Annotated in this window: 20 protein-coding genes; 4 read left to right on the forward strand and 16 right to left on the reverse strand. The window is 48.3% G+C overall.

Annotated elements, in window-relative coordinates:
• Positions 1-442: 442 nt before the first annotated feature.
• The 4 genes from Q7V32_RS12145 to Q7V32_RS12160 all read left to right on the forward strand — a co-directional run bounded on the left by Q7V32_RS12145 (position 443) and on the right by Q7V32_RS12160 (position 3,111).
• Positions 443-1,507, forward strand: coding sequence for an FAD-binding oxidoreductase (locus Q7V32_RS12145; RefSeq protein WP_304897246.1), 1,065 nt, complete (start codon positions 443-445; stop codon positions 1,505-1,507).
• Positions 1,485-2,066 (forward strand): class I SAM-dependent methyltransferase, encoded by a 582-nt coding sequence (locus Q7V32_RS12150; RefSeq protein WP_304897247.1) that lies wholly within the window; start codon positions 1,485-1,487, stop codon positions 2,064-2,066. Before Q7V32_RS12145 ends, Q7V32_RS12150 begins: the two co-directional genes overlap by 23 nt.
• A gap of 47 nt (positions 2,067-2,113) precedes the next feature.
• Positions 2,114-2,428 carry a pyrimidine/purine nucleoside phosphorylase gene (locus Q7V32_RS12155; protein WP_304897248.1) on the forward strand — a complete coding sequence of 105 codons (315 nt, stop codon included), beginning with the start codon at positions 2,114-2,116 and terminating at the stop codon, positions 2,426-2,428.
• Positions 2,429-2,577: 149 nt separating this feature from the next.
• Positions 2,578-3,111, forward strand: a complete 534-nt coding sequence (locus Q7V32_RS12160) for a transcriptional repressor (protein ID WP_304897249.1) — start codon at positions 2,578-2,580, stop codon at positions 3,109-3,111.
• On the opposite strand, the gene hypF is transcribed toward Q7V32_RS12160, so the two are convergent.
• The 16 genes from hypF to nifV form a co-directional block, all read right to left on the reverse strand.
• Positions 3,112-5,388, reverse strand: a complete 2,277-nt coding sequence (hypF, locus tag Q7V32_RS12165; protein WP_304897250.1) for a carbamoyltransferase HypF — start codon at positions 5,386-5,388, stop codon at positions 3,112-3,114.
• 13 nt (positions 5,389-5,401) lie between these two features.
• On the reverse strand, positions 5,402-7,351 hold the full coding sequence (locus tag Q7V32_RS12170; protein WP_304897251.1) for a hypothetical protein: 1,950 nt from the start codon (positions 7,349-7,351) through the stop codon (positions 5,402-5,404).
• 462 nt (positions 7,352-7,813) lie between these two features.
• The gene (locus Q7V32_RS12175) at positions 7,814-8,521 is read right to left on the reverse strand and encodes a dinitrogenase iron-molybdenum cofactor biosynthesis protein (RefSeq protein WP_304897252.1); all 708 of its coding nucleotides are present in this window, start codon (positions 8,519-8,521) and stop codon (positions 7,814-7,816) included.
• Positions 8,522-8,534: 13 nt separating this feature from the next.
• A complete protein-coding gene (locus Q7V32_RS12180) occupies positions 8,535-8,855 on the reverse strand; it encodes a thiosulfate sulfurtransferase GlpE (protein ID WP_304897253.1) in 321 nt (106 codons plus the stop codon).
• Positions 8,856-8,861: 6 nt separating this feature from the next.
• Entirely contained in the window at positions 8,862-9,431 is a 570-nt protein-coding gene (locus Q7V32_RS12185; protein WP_304897254.1) for a hypothetical protein, read from the reverse strand.
• A gap of 50 nt (positions 9,432-9,481) precedes the next feature.
• Positions 9,482-9,691 (reverse strand): molybdopterin-binding protein, encoded by a 210-nt coding sequence (locus Q7V32_RS12190; RefSeq protein ID WP_304897255.1) that lies wholly within the window; start codon positions 9,689-9,691, stop codon positions 9,482-9,484.
• A 345-nt stretch (positions 9,692-10,036) separates the two neighbouring features.
• Positions 10,037-11,314 (reverse strand): (Fe-S)-binding protein, encoded by a 1,278-nt coding sequence (locus Q7V32_RS12195; RefSeq protein ID WP_304897256.1) that lies wholly within the window; start codon positions 11,312-11,314, stop codon positions 10,037-10,039.
• A 2-nt stretch (positions 11,315-11,316) separates the two neighbouring features.
• Positions 11,317-11,763 carry a hypothetical protein gene (locus Q7V32_RS12200; protein ID WP_304897257.1) on the reverse strand — a complete coding sequence of 149 codons (447 nt, stop codon included), beginning with the start codon at positions 11,761-11,763 and terminating at the stop codon, positions 11,317-11,319.
• The gene (locus tag Q7V32_RS12205; RefSeq protein WP_304897258.1) at positions 11,760-12,737 is read right to left on the reverse strand and encodes a DUF364 domain-containing protein; all 978 of its coding nucleotides are present in this window, start codon (positions 12,735-12,737) and stop codon (positions 11,760-11,762) included. The genes Q7V32_RS12200 and Q7V32_RS12205 overlap by 4 nt, the downstream gene beginning before the upstream one ends.
• A 3-nt stretch (positions 12,738-12,740) precedes the next feature.
• Entirely contained in the window at positions 12,741-13,115 is a 375-nt protein-coding gene (locus tag Q7V32_RS12210; RefSeq protein WP_304897259.1) for a hypothetical protein, read from the reverse strand.
• A 2-nt stretch (positions 13,116-13,117) separates the two neighbouring features.
• A complete protein-coding gene (locus tag Q7V32_RS12215) occupies positions 13,118-13,618 on the reverse strand; it encodes a hypothetical protein (protein ID WP_304897260.1) in 501 nt (166 codons plus the stop codon).
• A gap of 3 nt (positions 13,619-13,621) precedes the next feature.
• A complete protein-coding gene (locus Q7V32_RS12220; protein ID WP_304897261.1) occupies positions 13,622-13,945 on the reverse strand; it encodes a ferredoxin in 324 nt (107 codons plus the stop codon).
• A gap of 69 nt (positions 13,946-14,014) precedes the next feature.
• On the reverse strand, positions 14,015-14,515 hold the full coding sequence (locus tag Q7V32_RS12225) for a hypothetical protein (protein WP_304897262.1): 501 nt from the start codon (positions 14,513-14,515) through the stop codon (positions 14,015-14,017).
• The gene (cysE, locus tag Q7V32_RS12230) at positions 14,515-15,285 is read right to left on the reverse strand and encodes a serine O-acetyltransferase (RefSeq protein ID WP_304897263.1); all 771 of its coding nucleotides are present in this window, start codon (positions 15,283-15,285) and stop codon (positions 14,515-14,517) included. The genes Q7V32_RS12225 and cysE overlap by 1 nt, the downstream gene beginning before the upstream one ends.
• Positions 15,285-15,434: a hypothetical protein gene (locus Q7V32_RS12235; protein ID WP_164505710.1), complete on the reverse strand. Its 150-nt coding sequence runs from the start codon at positions 15,432-15,434 to the stop codon at positions 15,285-15,287. The genes cysE and Q7V32_RS12235 overlap by 1 nt, the downstream gene beginning before the upstream one ends.
• An 8-nt stretch (positions 15,435-15,442) precedes the next feature.
• Entirely contained in the window at positions 15,443-16,567 is a 1,125-nt protein-coding gene (gene nifV / locus Q7V32_RS12240) for a homocitrate synthase (RefSeq protein WP_304897264.1), read from the reverse strand.
• Positions 16,568-16,646 lie beyond the last annotated feature (79 nt).

Here is a 16,646-nt window from a genome sequence, read left to right on the forward strand (position 1 = left end):
AACAGGATCAAAGACTACCGCCAGAATGACGGCCCAAAAACAGGCTAATAAAAAATCTTTAATCAATAGAAAAAATGACACCGTTACCAACAAAACAAAGGTCAAAAAAAGAATATAAGGGGTATTTTTTTGCATGAAAAACAAGCTTAAGAAAATGAATCGATTCGGCATCCTATCATAGTGCTGATGAGTTTACGAAACCGGAGGAATCGAGAGTGAAAGCCATGAAACGGGGAAGAAATGCGCAGCCGATTTCATTAACACCATGCAGATCGTGCTTGATGATTTTTTACCCCGATGGAATTACCGCGCTTTGCCTGACGGCTGATTATTTCGAGAAGTTATTTTTGACAGAATCCATATGCTTCAACTACGTTGACATTTACCGTGGAAAAGGTAATAGCCTTCCTGATGCCTATTCGTCCCTGCTACCATACCCCGCATGAATATTGATTATTTAATTGTGGGGCAAGGGCTGGCTGGAAGTTTGTTGAGCTGGGAATTGATCCGGCGGGGCTGCAAGGTTTTGGTTGTTGATTCCGGCGCTAGCAATGCCTCGCAAATTGCAGCGGGGTTGATCAATCCGGTTACCGGCCAGCGTTTTGTCAAAGCCGATGAAACCGATCAACTGATGGCGTTCAACAGAACCTATTACCATCAACTGGCTCAGCATTTTGGGCAAAACTTTCTTCATGAAAAGCGAATGCTGCGGCTGTTGCGCGATGAAACCGAATACCGTTCCGCATTGAAACGACTCAAAGATTCCCTTTATCGGCCCTATTTGGCCTCATTGTTGCCGCCAGACCGATTGGAAATCCCCTGTCATCACCTGCGCGCAGTGCTGGTTCAAAAACAAACCGGCTATTTACTAACGCGGCCTTTACTGGCCTGCCTACGCGAATTCTTTATAAATAACGGGCATTACCGATCCACTCTTTTCAATTATTTTGACGTTCAATTGACCCCGTCGTTACGTTGGCAGGATATAAAGCCCGGCCGCATTATTTTTTGTGAAGGCTATCAACTGATCAACAATCCCTGGTTTAACTGGTTGCCTTTACAACCGGCAAAAGGAGAAATTCTGACGCTGGAAAACCCAACAAAAATACCCCCCATTATGCTTAATTTCGGGCATTGGCTGATACCGCTGGACGACCACCGATTCCGGCTGGGTGCAACATTCGTCAGAAACGATCTCAGTCTTGAACCGAAGGAACAAGGTGAAAAATTACTCTTGGACTCACTGTATCGATTGACCGGTTTTTTCAACAAAGCCGGGATTATTGCTTGCGATGCGAATATACGACCCTGTACGAGCGATCGCAGGCCTTTCATCGGCAGCCATCCCAAGCATCCGCAACTGTCGGTTTTCAATGGATTTGGTGCCAAAGGGAGCCTGCAAGTACCGTGGTACAGTGCCCATTTTGCCGACAGTTTAGTAGCGGACCAACTCCTTTCTCCCTCTTGTGACATCAAACGACACTATGCCTCGCATTTCATTGGTTAACCTGATTCACAACCGCTTGTCCGCTCTGCTGCATAACGGGGATACCGTGATAGATGCTACTGCCGGAAATGGCAACGACACCTGCTTTCTTGCTGAAAAGATAGCGCCGGACGGCCTGGTATACGGGTTTGATATTCAGGCTCAAGCCCTGGATAAAACCCGTATTGCACTGGATCATCGGCTTCTGGCTACCCATGCAGTGCTGATCAATGCCAGTCATGCTCACATGAAACAATGGATTCATTCATCGTATGTCGGGCAGATTAAAGCGGTACTGTTCAATCTGGGCTATTTGCCGGGCGGGGACAAAACAGTCATCACAAAAGGCGAATCAACACTCGCCGCTCTGGCGGTTTCTTTAGAGTTGATTTCAGCAGATGGCATTATTTCTATTCTGGCCTATCCCGGCCATGCCGGAGGGCGTCAAGAAACCGATCGAGTCCGTGAATGGTGTCTAAACCTTGATAGCACTGACTATTCAATCGAGACTATTTACAGCGATGAGCAAAATCCTCAAGCGCCTATTCTGTTTTGGATAACAGCCAGGCCACAAGACTGAGCTATTCTGATATTATTACCCCTTTTAAAATTTATCTCGGGACGGATATGTCATCATTTGAAAATGTAACAGTCACTAAAAAAGCCAACGTCTATTTCAACGGCAATGTCAGCAGCCGCACTTTGCAATTCGCAGATGGATCGATAAAAACTCTGGGCTTTATGCTGCCCGGCGAATACACGTTTAATACCGCCGATGCAGAGATCATGGATATCATCGACGGCGAACTGGAAGTTCAGTTGCCCGGTTCCGATCAATGGCAATCGATTAAAGGCGGCGATTCCTTTAATGTGCCTGCACAATCCAAATTTACCGTTAAAATCGTGACACCTACCGATTACTGCTGTTCATTTCTGAAGTAAACCGGTTCTTCGGGCGGAGCAAAGCGAGCGGTTAGTTTTAACTTCGCCCGGCACACAGTCATCCGCCAAGCATGAATACATCCTTGATTGATTGCCACACTTTCGGCAATGTTATAGTATTCGGGCCTTAATGAAGTGGATTCCAAGTAATGTCTAAAGCCAATAACGATTCAGATACACCTAACCCGACCGATGTCAGTCATGATCACACGGCCTGCATCAAAGATGCGATCAAAAAAGCCGAAGCAATTTGTTTGCAGCGGGGAACGCAACTGACCCCGATTCGGCATAAAGTGCTGGAACTGATTTGGGAAAGCCATCAAGCCGTTAAGGCCTATGATTTACTTGACCGCATCAAACCCTTCAATGACTCCGCCAAACCGGCCACGGTTTACCGCGCACTGGATTTTTTGCTGGAAAACAAGCTGATACACCGCGTAGAAAGTATGAATGCGTTTATCGGCTGCAATCATCTGCAAGGTCAACATGATTTGCTGCTACTCATTTGTGAAGCCTGCCATCAAGTCCAGGAAAGACCCGCCAAGCAGGTCATGGATGCGATAGCCAATGAGCTCAACGATTCAGACTTTAGCGCCCAACGCAAAACGATAGAAATCCACGGCCTCTGTCATTCCTGCAAAAAGCGTCATTCAACCCTTTTACTCAACGAGACGGTCGTTTAATCAAAACGAGCGATTACCTTGCGCCGTCGCTTCAATGAGTTGACCAAAACTAAGGCCAGCGTCGTTTAGCGGCACCCGTTCTGGAATAAAGACTTCAAAGTCGTGCTGCACCAGCAAATTGACTGCCTGGTCAAGCAAGCGTTTATTCTGGAACACTCCGCCTGAAAATCCGACTTTGTTAACGCCGTGCTCGTTCCGGATTAATTGCGCCTGATTTAACAAGGTTCCAGCAAGACTGGCATGAAACTGACCCGCACGTGTCTGAACTGAATGACGATCATCCTGCAGTATGTCGATCAAAGCCTCCCAATCAGCCAAGCAAATTCCATCAGAACTTTTATAGAGGCGCAAAGGCGGCATATCAAGATCATCAGTGCTCAGCGTTTCCAGCATCATCGCCGCCTGCCCCTGATAACTCTGTTCCTGCACAACATCCAACAAAGCGGAAGCCGCATCAAACAGGCGACCCACCGAACTGGTCAACGGTGAATTGATCTGTTTTTGCCAGGCAGAAAAAAGTAAGGGATGCGCCTTTGAAAAATTGTTACGGTTTTCACCGGTTGCCCATAACAAGGCCAGCGCACAACGCCAAGGCTGGTGACCTGCACGCTCCCCCCCCACCAAGCGGAACGGCCTGAATGAACAGACGCGCTGCCATTGACCGGGCTGCCCCAACAAACCTTCGCCTCCCCAAATTGAACCATCGGCACCCAAACCGGCACCATCCCAGGTAAAAACCAGCATAGGTTTTGTTACGGCCCATTCACCGGCTACCGCAGACGCATGCGCATGGTGATGATAAACGCGGGTCAAAGACAAGCCTTGTTCTGCCGCCCAGCGACTGGTCCGGTAGTCAGGATGAGCATCGCAAACTATGGTTTTAATCTCGACGCCGTACAAACGGCACATATCGGCGATGACTTGCTCAAACACGACGTGTGACCTTAATGAATCCATATCACCGATATGCGGCGACATGATCAGCCGGTTATTAAAGGCAATGGCAACGGTATTTTTCAATTGCCCGCCCACCGCCAACATCGGATAGTCCACAGCATACGGAAGCGTAAATTCAAACGGAGCAAATCCGCGCCCAATCCGGACCGGCCTCAGTTTGCCTGCTGTCATCCTGAAAACACTGTCGTCTGCAGGACGAACGATAGGCCGATCATGATGCAGAAAAGCATCGGCTATAGTGCTCAAACGCTGCTCAACATCAACGGACTCAGTCAAAACCGGCTCGCCGCTGATATTGGCAGAAGTCATGATCAAGGGCCCGCCAAAATCATCGGCCAATAAATGATGAAGGGGGCTGTAAGGCAGCATGATGCCGATCTGGTTCAAACCCGGAGCAACGGAAGCTGCTATGGTTGATCCGGGATGTTTGTCAACCAATACAATCGGCCTGAGCGGATCGGTTAATAAGCACAACTCCTGTGCATTAGGCTCAGCCACTTCATGCAGACTTTCTGCGCCATCACGGCCCTGCCACGGCAGCATGACGGCAAACGGCTTATCAGGACGATGCTTGCGACTGCGCAGCTGAACAACCGCTTCCTCTGATTTGGCATCGCAAACCAGGTGATAGCCGCCAATGCCTTTAACAGCGACAATCAAACCGGACTTGAGCGCTTGAACGGCCAAATTTAAAGCGCCGTCATTGTCACCGGCCATGATCTGCTGGCCTTGCTTAAAGCTCAGCGATGGACCGCAGCGTGGACACGCCAGCGGCTGGGCATGATAACGTCTGTCATTCGGATCGTTAAATTCAGCCAGACAAGCCTCACACAAAGGGAATCCGGCAAAACTGGTATTGATACGATCGTAAGGTAAACGTTTAATCAACGTGTAACGCGGACCGCATTGGGTGCAATTGATAAAGGGGTAACGGTAACGACGCTCGGTTGGATCGCGCATTTCCGACAAACATTCATCACAGGTGAAGTAATCAGGTGGCACATGAATCTCGTCAAACGCCCCCTCCTCGCTGCTGAGGATCGTAAAAGACGATAAGTTAGCAAGCCGTTCCGGTAAGGATTGGACAATAACGGGTCTGGCCAAGGGTGGTGCTGAACTGATTAATTGCTGTTCAAATTGAATCAGACTGAACGGCAAACCCTGAACAAAAATGTCCACTTGCCCTGCCCTGTTTTTGACCCAACCAGACAGTTCCAGTTGATGTGCCAGCCGACTGATGAAGGGACGAAAGCCCACGCCCTGAACCCGGCCTGACACAGTCAGTAACTGTGCCGACATCTGATCGTTAATTTGCGTCATCCGGAGCAAACAATTACTTCAATCCGTATATTTTCAGTTGACTGCATACTTTCTGCTGATTGTCGGGAGCGCTGCAGTTTGAAACGTCTCCCACGCGATAAATCATGACATAAACCCTGCCGTTGGCGACCACCGGCGGAATCATCTTGGACATGGTGCCAAGACCGCCATGGGTATCGTCTCCTGTCCGAAACAATCGATTGAGTTTATTGCCCGGCGCAACCGTAGTCGCATCATAAGCAACCAGTTGCCCTTCGGCAAAGCCTTTGTTGACATCACCGTATTTTGGATAAACCGCCCAAAGAATGGCCGAACCGAAATCAACTGCGTAAGGAAAAGTAGTTTTGGCCGATGGTTTGCTGGACAACATCAGAAGCCCGCCCGGCATACCACCGGGTGATTCTGAATTTAATGAGGCTTGTTCAAGACCTTCGGCACGAAAAGCCGGAAGCGTGCCGCCTAAGGCTGAAAAGTTATACGATTTGAGTGTCGAATTTTCACCCCAGACATAAACAATACCGCCTAGCTGATCGCGCTGGGCAAATGACAGGGCGTGGATGTGATGCATTTTATTGTTTTCAGGATCACCGCATGGAATAAACCAGCCGTGTTCACTGTGTCCACTTGAAGGGCATGGCAGGCTTCGATTTAAGCGCTGCGCTCTATCCCAGTTCTCAGCAACATCGCCCCCATTATAAGAGGCAATCAAAGGTGGTTTGGACATCAGTTGATTAAACCGGTCGTTTTTACCCAGATTAAATTTATCCAGCGAATAAATAATGCCGTCTTTGGTACCCTGCAGCAGCAAACTGGAGCCCGGCACCAGCATCGGACCTGCCGCACCGAAATCCCAATCCGCTCCGGCCGCATGGACGTCTGCCCGGCCGCAGGATACTTCAGAGTTATTGTCGCTCCACAAACAGCCCGCACCTGAAGTGCGCTCATCCATGAACGCCTTGTAATAATCCACTAACGAAAGTATCGGGCGCGCACCGGCATTGTCTGGAATGAACCTGAGTTTTATCATGCTTTCAGCAAGATCGACATCACCATTATTCGAAGTTCCATTCGACGTCGCCACATAGATCATGTCGTTTTCCGTCACCGGTGCGCCGCCCGCATGCCATATACCGGCACCCCAGGAATTGTAAGCCGTTGCACAAAAGATCGCCGCCTCCCTGGAAAACCCGGGTTGGGCAAGCAACCCCCGGGTATCGTAAGCCACAACAAAACCATGCGGATTTTTCCGTCCTCCCATTAACGATTCGCCATTTGCCGCAAAGGCGAGAACCAAGCCATGGTTGGCGGTAAGCGCCAGTCCCGCTCTGAGCTTTGGATAGACATATTGACGTGTCTGGTTATTTTCAGTGAATACGGCACCAGAATCATTGAACCAGCAACCGTTGCCTTCCTGAGACTGTCCGAAAATGCGAACCGGCGTTGATTTTCGGCTACCGTCCAAAGGATTTAGAGCAAATACCCAATAGTCACGAAAACGGTTGTCATTGGCGTTTTTTCGAAGCCATGCAGCTACAAACAAGGTGTTGGTTGCAGTATCTATAATCGGCGTGGCCGAAATACCCCAGGTGGGGGTATGTTTCCACATATCCATATCCTGAGAGCTGACTTCAGGCCCGAGTTTGACCTTATACAGGGTTTCATTGGTTCGGGCATTGATACCGATGACGTCATTTTTCATCGTGGTGATGATGACCAGATCATCAGAACCTGCGCCTTTTTCAATAATCAATGGTTGAGTCTCGACTTTCGCATCAAAATCATAGGTGCGAAGCAACCCGAATTTATCGGGATTGACGTTTTGCTTGTTAAGCGTGAATTCCTGATTGTTTGCAGCTGTCCGGAAGGGATTACCTGCCCGCTCAGTAATACTGACCGCTTGAACATTTTGAACCAGGAAGCCCGATAAAACAGCGCTTAAAATTGCAAGGAGTATGAGCCGCATGATTTTCTCCTACTTTTGATTGGATTAGATAAACCCAGCAATTCTCAATTTGAAGGGAAAAAGGGTTGGGAGAAGCTCTTCGAGGATGTCGGCAGCAGGGATGCTGCCGCCAAGCCCCCAAGGAGGGGTTTACGGCGTTCCTCGAAAGGCTTTTCCCTGCCCAAAGTGACGCTGAAAATTTCAAACTGGGAATTGCTGAGATAAACCATGAGGGGAATATAGCAGCTTGTCAAGTGATAAAAAAACGCTTCACATTGAATAATGAGTTTGGGAGCTTATTGTTGGTCAGGTCACACGAATAGGGTCTTGAATAACTTCTCTAAATGGGGATTTTTTTAATAAATCCCTACGCGGATTCAACTAACAAGTCCAACGCCATCCATGGCATTGGATGCCCGTTTCCGGACGGGAATGACAGGCTTATGGATTTAGCTGAAACAGCCTGCTAATCAAGGATCAGTATTACTCTTCTGAAATAAACCGCTTCCTTTCTTCGGCTGTCCGACCCAGCGCTTTTGCCATCCAGGGCGGCGGGGCATCGAAGACTTTCTGGAACTCGCTGAGCTGTTCTGCTGCTTCGATAACTTCAGGCACTTTGATCGGATAAATGTCGGCTCTGATCACTTTAGCCGCCGCAGGTCCGCCTATCGATTGAATAAATAGAACGTGGCAGTCTTTAATGAGTTGTGCACGGAACATATTCTTATCTTCGGCATTGTCAGCATCGATTGTCGAACGAATATCGACTAATCGGCATTCATTCCTGGACAACTGATAAATCAGAAAACGGATGCAGGAACCGAAATGACCATTGAGTAATGTGCCTAAATTTGAAGCAATCGCAACCCGGATCGATTCCGGCATATCGCCTTCATGATAAGGCATGATTTCCGGCAGGTTTTCGTCCTCGCCCTCCTCGCCCCATAAAAAACGAATCGCCAGTTTGATATTGGCTAATCCAATGCCAATGTCCTCACCGTCCTCTTCGCCATCCAGACTGCCGATACCGGTTTTGAGGTTGGTGACAGTGATCGCTTTGAGTTTTTCGTCGTCCAGAGGCGAGCCGACTTTATCATGCAGAATACCTATCAGCATCGGCACGTCGACACCGGGAAGCACTCTGGATGCCAAGGCGATGCGTAAAGCGATTTCTCGGGATAATTGAGCCATGATTAACCAGCCTTTAAGTGGAAGGAGTTTGTGAATGACATTCTTTCCAGTCGGCATAACCACCGGCCAGACTGTAAACGTGGGTAAAACCGAAATCGCAAAACTGGGTAGCCAGATGCTCGCTGGCATGGCCGTAATAACAATAAATCAGCACCGGATGTTCTTTGTTTCCCTTCATTAACAAACTTTCCTTCAATTGTTCATGCAGATGCATCGCGTTATCGATATGACCGGCACGATAATCTTTTAAATCACGGCAATCCAGAATGACAGGCGCACTCGCTTCTATCAGTTTTTCCGCGTCCGCTACCTTAATCGTTTCGAATGGGTTCATAAGCCATTAAACCGGTCCGACGGCGGCATCTTTCTTGACTTCAACCGTTTGAGTCAAGGCCTCGCTGTACGAAACCACCGGTGATTTTCCAACATAGCTTTTTGCGGCATCAAATACAGTGATCACCTTATCTTCGGCCGATTGGCCTTTAAGATCGGCTTTTTCTATGTAAAGCAAATCCAGTAAGTCATTCCAAACCATGCCGTTTTTATAAGGTGTTAAATTGAAAACAACGCCTTCCAACGTGATTTGCATATCGGAAGCGATATTTTCAACAAAAAATAAAGCTAACGTTTCAGCTGTTAAAGCGGCTTTGTATTTTTCAACAAAAACGGCTAAATGTTCCAATTCGAAGAGTAAACCGTTGACGAACAAAATCTTTTCACTGTCGGCTAATAGCGCCGCATGGCGGATCACTAACTCAGGCGGCTTTTTGTCGGTAGTGGAGCCTTCGCGAAAAGCACCTTCAATTAACACGAGATCGCCACGAAAGGCACTGATGCCAGAGCTGCTTGTCTTGCCCAGTACCGAGGTCACTGTCAATAACCCTTGATTATTATAACCATCTAATAACATTAATTTTTCTCCGGATTTTTTGTTAAAAATAATTAGGTAATGGCCTTGTATCAATCAACCGCAAGAATCACTTCAGTTGATTTGACCAGCGCATAAGCCGGGCTGCCGATCTGCAACTTCAAGTCATCTATCGACTTTCTGGAAACTATCGAAGTGACAATCACGTCCGGCGCTATTTCCAATGTCACTTCGGAAACAATAGTGCCGTGAGTAATCGCTATAACGGTGCCCTGCCATGTATTTCGGGTGCTTACTTTCATGAGTGACCTCTATGCGTAATAGATAACTAATGAATAAGCAGAGACTATGCCATTTAGATGGACTCTTGAGATGAGCGGCTGCAGACAATCCATACACACATCACTCCGTATTGGATACAAAGCAATAGCTATATAAATTAGCAAGTTAAAGACATTTATCTTGCTTTAACTCGGAAATTAAAGGTTTGATAACACTGAAGAATACAAACTTTTAACGCATTGAGAGACAAATTCCGTTTTAAATTGTTGATTACAGAACAAAATACTCAAGTGATTTTTAGATGGATTGTCGGTTTAACGACATTATCAGGGTATGAAAACAGAGATGGCCGAGAAATCAGAACGTTATTGCTGACTTAATGCTAATTGATTCGCCAAGAGCATTAATGGATGCACGACTTTAACGCCGGCTTCGGATAAACCCGCATTAAGATGAAGTGCGCAACCGAAATTGGCACTGACCACAACATCGGGCTTTGCCTGGGCGATGCTATCCAGCTTCAACGCTTTAAGGCGATTTGCGTAATCCGGATGAGTCAGCATGTAACTTCCGGCCGATCCACAGCAAAGATGATTATCAGGCAGTGACTGAACGGATAATCCCGGAATTTTTTCCAGCAAGACATAAACCGCGGCCTGATTTTTCAGAACATTCCGTTGACTGCACGGTTCATGAACGGCAACGGTCAAATCAGCCGGTTTCATGACCTGCTGCTCAGGCCAGTGCTGCAACAAAAAATCATTGATGTCGAAAAGCCGGGACTGAAAAAGCGGGCTAGCTTGATCATCTTGTGCATATTCGTTCAGCATCGCCCCACAACCGGTCGCAGTAAAAACCACCGCATCGACCTCCAAGCCATTGAAGACTAACCGATTTTGATCGGCAAATAATTGCGCTTTAGCTTGCTGCCCATTATGCTGATGAATGGCACCGCAGCAGGTTTGTTCAGATGGAACAATGACATCGTAGCCGATGGCGTTGAGTAATGTGATAGCCGCATTCAAATTATCCCTATCGAAATGTTCGGTTAAGCAACCGGTAAACAAACCGACTTTGCCTTGACACGGAAGCTGGGTGGGATAAAACGCCTCTAATTTCGTGAGTTCCGGGACTGTCGCTAAATCATCGGCCGCCGCCAGATTCAACCGGTCCAATATGCCGCTGCGTCGAATTAACGATTGCAAGCCCGTGCGGATATAGACCCGAATAAGCGGTAACAATGCCCTACGAAGGTTTTTGATTTCAATGACAGTAAAAGCCAGTCTTGCCAAAATACTGAGCTTAAGGCCTTCACTTAACCGTGCCTGAGCTTCATCGAACAAGCGACCATAGGCCACTTGACTGGGGCATACTGTTTCACAAGCCCGGCATTGCAGGCAATTGTTTAAATGAGTCAATTCGTCCGCATCAATAGCCGGGTCATTCAGCAGAATTTTATCTAAGGTTCTGACCCGCCCGCGCGGCGACTCTTCATAAGTCTGAAACAGGTGATACGTCGGGCACTGGCTGACACAGAGTCCGCAACGCATGCATTCGGCGGCATCAGGCAGATAAAGCCCGCCTGAGTTTTGCATTGAATCGATTGAATCGACCGTATCTTCCGATTCAAAATAATCGAACACGGTCAGGTTTCCATTACTTTTACATAGGCGCGGCGTAATAATTCCATTTCCGCAGGGGGCCGACCACGCAGGGAGGGCAGTGTTTTTAGTAAACAATCTTTGGCTTGCATCAAGACATGGGGCGGATCTAAACGGGCAAGTCTGGCCATATATACCGTAATAATGCCGCCCGGCGTATCAATTTGCGCTTTAAAACCGGGTTCTGCTTGTAACAAATCGGCAGGTAACTCCAGCAAGTTGTTGATCGCATTGATCAGCATGGCCGGATGCAAAGCCACTTTCTGAGCGACTGCTTCGTCTTCCTCCAAGGCACTGGACAATGCAGGCAAGGGCTCAGGAAAACACACCGAACCGTTCTGATGCTGGGCAAACAAGGTCAGCGCGCTGATGTCACCCTTGTAGTAAAGCAGCAAGCGGCAATCGTTAAATTCCGATCCTGGTTCGGTCATGCACTCTCTCCTTGTTGATCCCATAACTGCTTAAAACTGCTGTCCATCCGCGATAATCGGGCATTGACCCGCTCCAGATCAGATAATTGCGGAAACCGTGCCGTTTGATTTTCGCTGTACCATTGATCCATTCTCGCAGTCAGTCCGTTTCTTTCATTAAAGCAAGCAGCTATCTGATTTTTTAACCAAGCTCTATTGTTTTCAGGCGACAACGTAGCAATGCGATAACGCAGACCGTTTCCAAAAATCCTAACGCCTCCGCCTTGTTCAACGGTCCGATACAATTTTTCTGCATCAGTGATTTCTACTCCGGCCAGGTAATCGATGCCAAATTCATAGAATTGCGGCAACCAGGGGACGCTTGGTCCCATCAGTACCGTCGTGGTATCGACTGCCAATTCGGCCAATCGCGGAAAGGTTTTGTTTGCCAGCGAACTGCCGGTGATAAATACCCAGTCAGCACCCGGTATCACAAATTCGCAGGCGCTGTCCGGCCAGTCAATTCCGGCGGGATTACGCTCTAAAACAGTTAAATCAAAATGATCACGATAAGTCTCAATGCCGGGATAATGACCTATTACGACCACTTTTTTACCTTGCAATTGCGGCAAAAAATAATCAAATACGGCCAGGTTTTGATTGTCTAAATGGCTGTCCAGCGCTATGGAATCCGGCAATGGTCGGGCATTGATGCAACAATTGATCGCCGCCATCGCGATGGTGGATTGATAAGGGTCCCAAGAGTTGATCCAGGGAGCGAGTTCGCATATGGATTTTGCTGTTAATGTTCCGGCCCAGGGCAATAAACGCGTGGAAATGCCGGGACTCATACTTAATCCGATCGAACTTTGTTTGGTTCCATCGCTCGCTGTCTGACAAACGGTCCACACCAAACCGACAGTCAAGCGGTTGACAGGAAGGTTATCCGTACAATAATCCAGTAACAGTTCATAGATGCGCTTGGGGTCATCCATCACTTATTCCGGCATTTCCAGTAGTTTGGGCTCTGTCTTGATAAATCCTTCTTTTCCCCAGGCATTTATGACATCGATAAAATAGTGTTTTTTGGTCGGATGCGGTTTCAGCACATCGTATTCAGCATAGAAACTGCCGTCGCCGTGAAATTGAATTTGCCCGATTAGCCGTTTATGCACACCGTACCAATAGCCGGCCAAATCTTCGCAGCGCGAATACGGATCGACGACCAAACGGAAATCAGCTTGCTCAAAAACAGGAAAACCTGACTCACCCAACTCTTCTAAGCCCAGTTTTTGAATGGCCTGGGTGATTTCCTGACAAATAACGTCGCCCAGTGGACGGTATTCGTTAATTTTTTGCTGAAGTGTATTCATGGCTACTCAATCTCTAAGGCGGACGCTAAATCACTGATTACCGATGAACCAGCCCGGTCTTCCGGATCCAGTTCATGGAGGCAGGACAAAATAACCCGGGCTTCAATGGCCTGTCCGCTGCGTAATTTGATAAAGGCCAGGGCTTTTAAGGAATACAGATAAAAATGGGCGACTTCGCTGGAATACAAATCCCATGTTTCCTTTTCCCTGACCAGTCGTTTGTAATCAGAAGGAAAACGGCCTTGCCGAGCTGCTTCTTCCAACGCAGCCAGAACGGTCAATTCGGCTTCTCCCAACCGCGCCCGGTAAAAATAAAATTTGTACAATGCGAAATAAGTCTGCAGGCAATGGCTATCCAATTTCCTCGCTTCTATAAAAAGCCGCTCGGCAGTCACTGCATCGTCATGACTTGCGGTCACCGCTGCTTGCAGAATTTGGTTCACGGCTTCGGGTATATTGGGAGCAAACAGCACGCTTTCTTCAAATAGCTGCAAAGCGGTCATGGCCTACCAGACCTCGGCTGGCACGACCAGCGATGCGACGGGCGTTCCACCGAGAAGATGTTCATCAATGATCTTTTTGACATCTTCTTTTTTGACTTTGCCGTACATCAGGCCTTCCGGATAAACCAACACACTAGGGCCTAATGTGCAGGGCCCCATGCAACCGGTATTGGTTAAGCCGATCTTCTCAAATAAATTGCGGCTTTGAATTTCATTCATGAATTCATTCATCACTTCGGCACAACCGCTCGCTGCACAAGAGCCGCGCGGATGACCCTGGGGTCTGTTTTGGGTGCAGACAAACACATGTTTTTCCGGTCTTGGCATGATCTCATTCCTGAAAAAAATAAAAACTATGGCAGCACAGGCTTTTACCGTGAGCGAAACAACGCGCCTTTAAGCCTCGGCTTGCCGGTTGATAACCAATTCCAAAAGGCCTTGGGCACCAATACGATCCTTGGCATCCAGCTCCGTCAGTTTTTCGAATATGCTCCGGCTCAAAACCAGATTATTAAGACGCATATTTAAAAAACCGATGGACTTTAATGTAAACAAATAAAGCCTGATCCGGGTCAATTGTTCGGCCGGTGCTTCGGTGATAGTCTGACGGTCCATCTGTCGCCAATCGTCTGGCAAGGTCAAACCGCCGCGGATTATGTCCAGCGCTTTTTCAGAAATCAGCAGGGCTTCAGTCAATCGGTGCTGGTAATAATAAAACCGGTTCAATGCCACCAGGACATTAAGCGATTCGGGCGCCCGTAAATAAGCCTGCAACAACGGCAATTCCGCCCCTTGCTGACCGTAAAGCTCTGCGGCCAATCTGATTAAGCTTTGTACTTCAGCTGAATCTTCGCGTTCGAAATATAAATCCTGCGCATCGAAATCGAGTAAATCCATCAGAGGCCTACCCTATCCACTTTGCTTTTCCCGGGTTCGGGACGGCAAACAGTTTCGGCATCGCAACTCACACAGGCTTCTTCGTCAATCCGTTTTTGCTGTGACTCCAGCTTATCAAGTCGCTCCAGCACACAATTAATCGCCTTGCCGACGGGGTCAGGCACCAGATGATGATCCAGGTCGATGCCGTATTCATTGGTAATTTTCAGGCCTTTACTCTGAATCACACGACCGGGAATACCGACCACGGTACAACAATGCGGCACATCCTTGACCACTACCGAGTTAGCGCCAACCCTGACATTATTACCCAGCGTAATCGCACCCAGCACTTTAGCACCGGCGCCGATCAACACATTATTGCCCAACGTCGGATGGCGTTTAGTCTTGTTCCAGGAGGTCCCACCCAAGGTAACGCCATGATAAAGCGTGACATCGTCGCCGACTATGGTCGTCTCGCCGATCACGACGCCGGCGCCGTGATCAATGAAAAAGCGTCGGCCTATAGAGGCACCGGGATGAATGTCGACATGCGTCATCCAGCGGGTAAACGATGACAGCAGTCTTGCGGTCAAAAACCAATTTGACCGCCATAACTTATGACTGACTCGATGCAGCAACACTGCGTGGACTCCGGGATAAGCGAGTAATACTTCAATCCGGCTGCGAGCGGCAGGATCGCGAGCGAAAACGCAAGCCACATCTTCCCGCCATTGTTGCGTTAAGCTATGTTCGTAATTCATCGCATAGTCCGGAATGAAGGCTACCATTACACCAGGCTCCAGGTCGTTTTTCCGGGTACCGGTGTACCGGGAATCCTGAAAAATGAACCTGGAAAATCATCATCGCCATCAAGAAAATCTATCGTTTGATGCTCAACTTCTTCCTCGGTTCGCTCTTGTTCGCGGTCCTCGTTCATGACACACCTCACACTTGTTGTAGAAAATGATTTAAATCTCCGTGTTGCGGAATTCGCTTGTACACACTGACAAATTGCCGGATCTGCGGCAAAATCGATAACGCCTGGGTCCGGCTGAGTTGGATACCTATTTGCCGGTAGGCATGAACCACGCCTTGGGTTCCGGAATGTTTGCCCAGCACCAATTGATGACTACGCCCCACGACTGCCGGATCAATGCCTTGATAATTGTTCGGGTCCTTCAATAAGCCGTCGACATGGATGCCTGCCTCATGACTGAACACAGCGCTGCCGATCAGGCTTTTCCGTGAACCGATAGTATCGCCCGAGGCTCTAGCCACCAGACTCGACAATTCAGTAAAGTTATGCAGCTCTATACCGGTTTCTATCCCATACAATTGCCTTAAACCGAGCACCACTTCTTCCAAAGCCGCGTTTCCGGCCCGCTCACCCAGTCCGTTCACGGTGGTATTCAGGTGAGTCGCTCCTGCAACCGCTGCGGCCAGCGTGTTTGCAGTCGCCAAACCCAAATCATCATGCGCATGCATTTCAATATCCAGATCGGTCACGGAACGCAGTTGCCTGATGCTTTCAAGAACGCCGAAAGGCTCCATAATTCCGACAGTATCGGCGAAACGAATGCGTTCTGCCCCGGCCCTTTGCGCGGCTTCAGCCATTCTGGCTAAAAAATCAGGATCGGCTCTGGAGGCATCTTCGGCGCCAACGCAAACATTAAGTCCGGCGTCTCTTGCCGTTTTGACCAGTCGGTCTATCGTGTCCAGAACCCATGCCCTGCTTTGTTTTAACTTATGACGGATATGTTGATCGGACGCTGAAATCGATAAATCCACCAAATCGACATTCAAATTCAAGCAGTGCTGTAAATCGTCTTCCCGCATTCTGGACCAAACCACCAGACGGCTGGGCAATTTAAGATCAACAATCGCCCGGATCTCTTCTCTTTCCGGCTCACCCATCGCTGGAATACCGATTTCCAGCTCCGGTACACCCATACTGGCAAGCTGCCTGGCGATGCCCAGTTTTTCATCAACAGAAAAAGAAACCCCCGCTGATTGCTCACCGTCTCTGAGTGTGGTGTCGTCAATGATGATGGTTCGAGAGTAGGTTTTCATGCATCAATCTCAACGCTAAGATCAGGTTTAGTCAACAGGCATCACGCGCCTTTACCAGATCTAAAGCAAAACACTTGCC

Origin of the sequence: Methylicorpusculum sp. (assembly GCF_030651835.1) — a bacterium.
Lineage (GTDB): Bacteria > Pseudomonadota > Gammaproteobacteria > Methylococcales > Methylomonadaceae > Methylicorpusculum.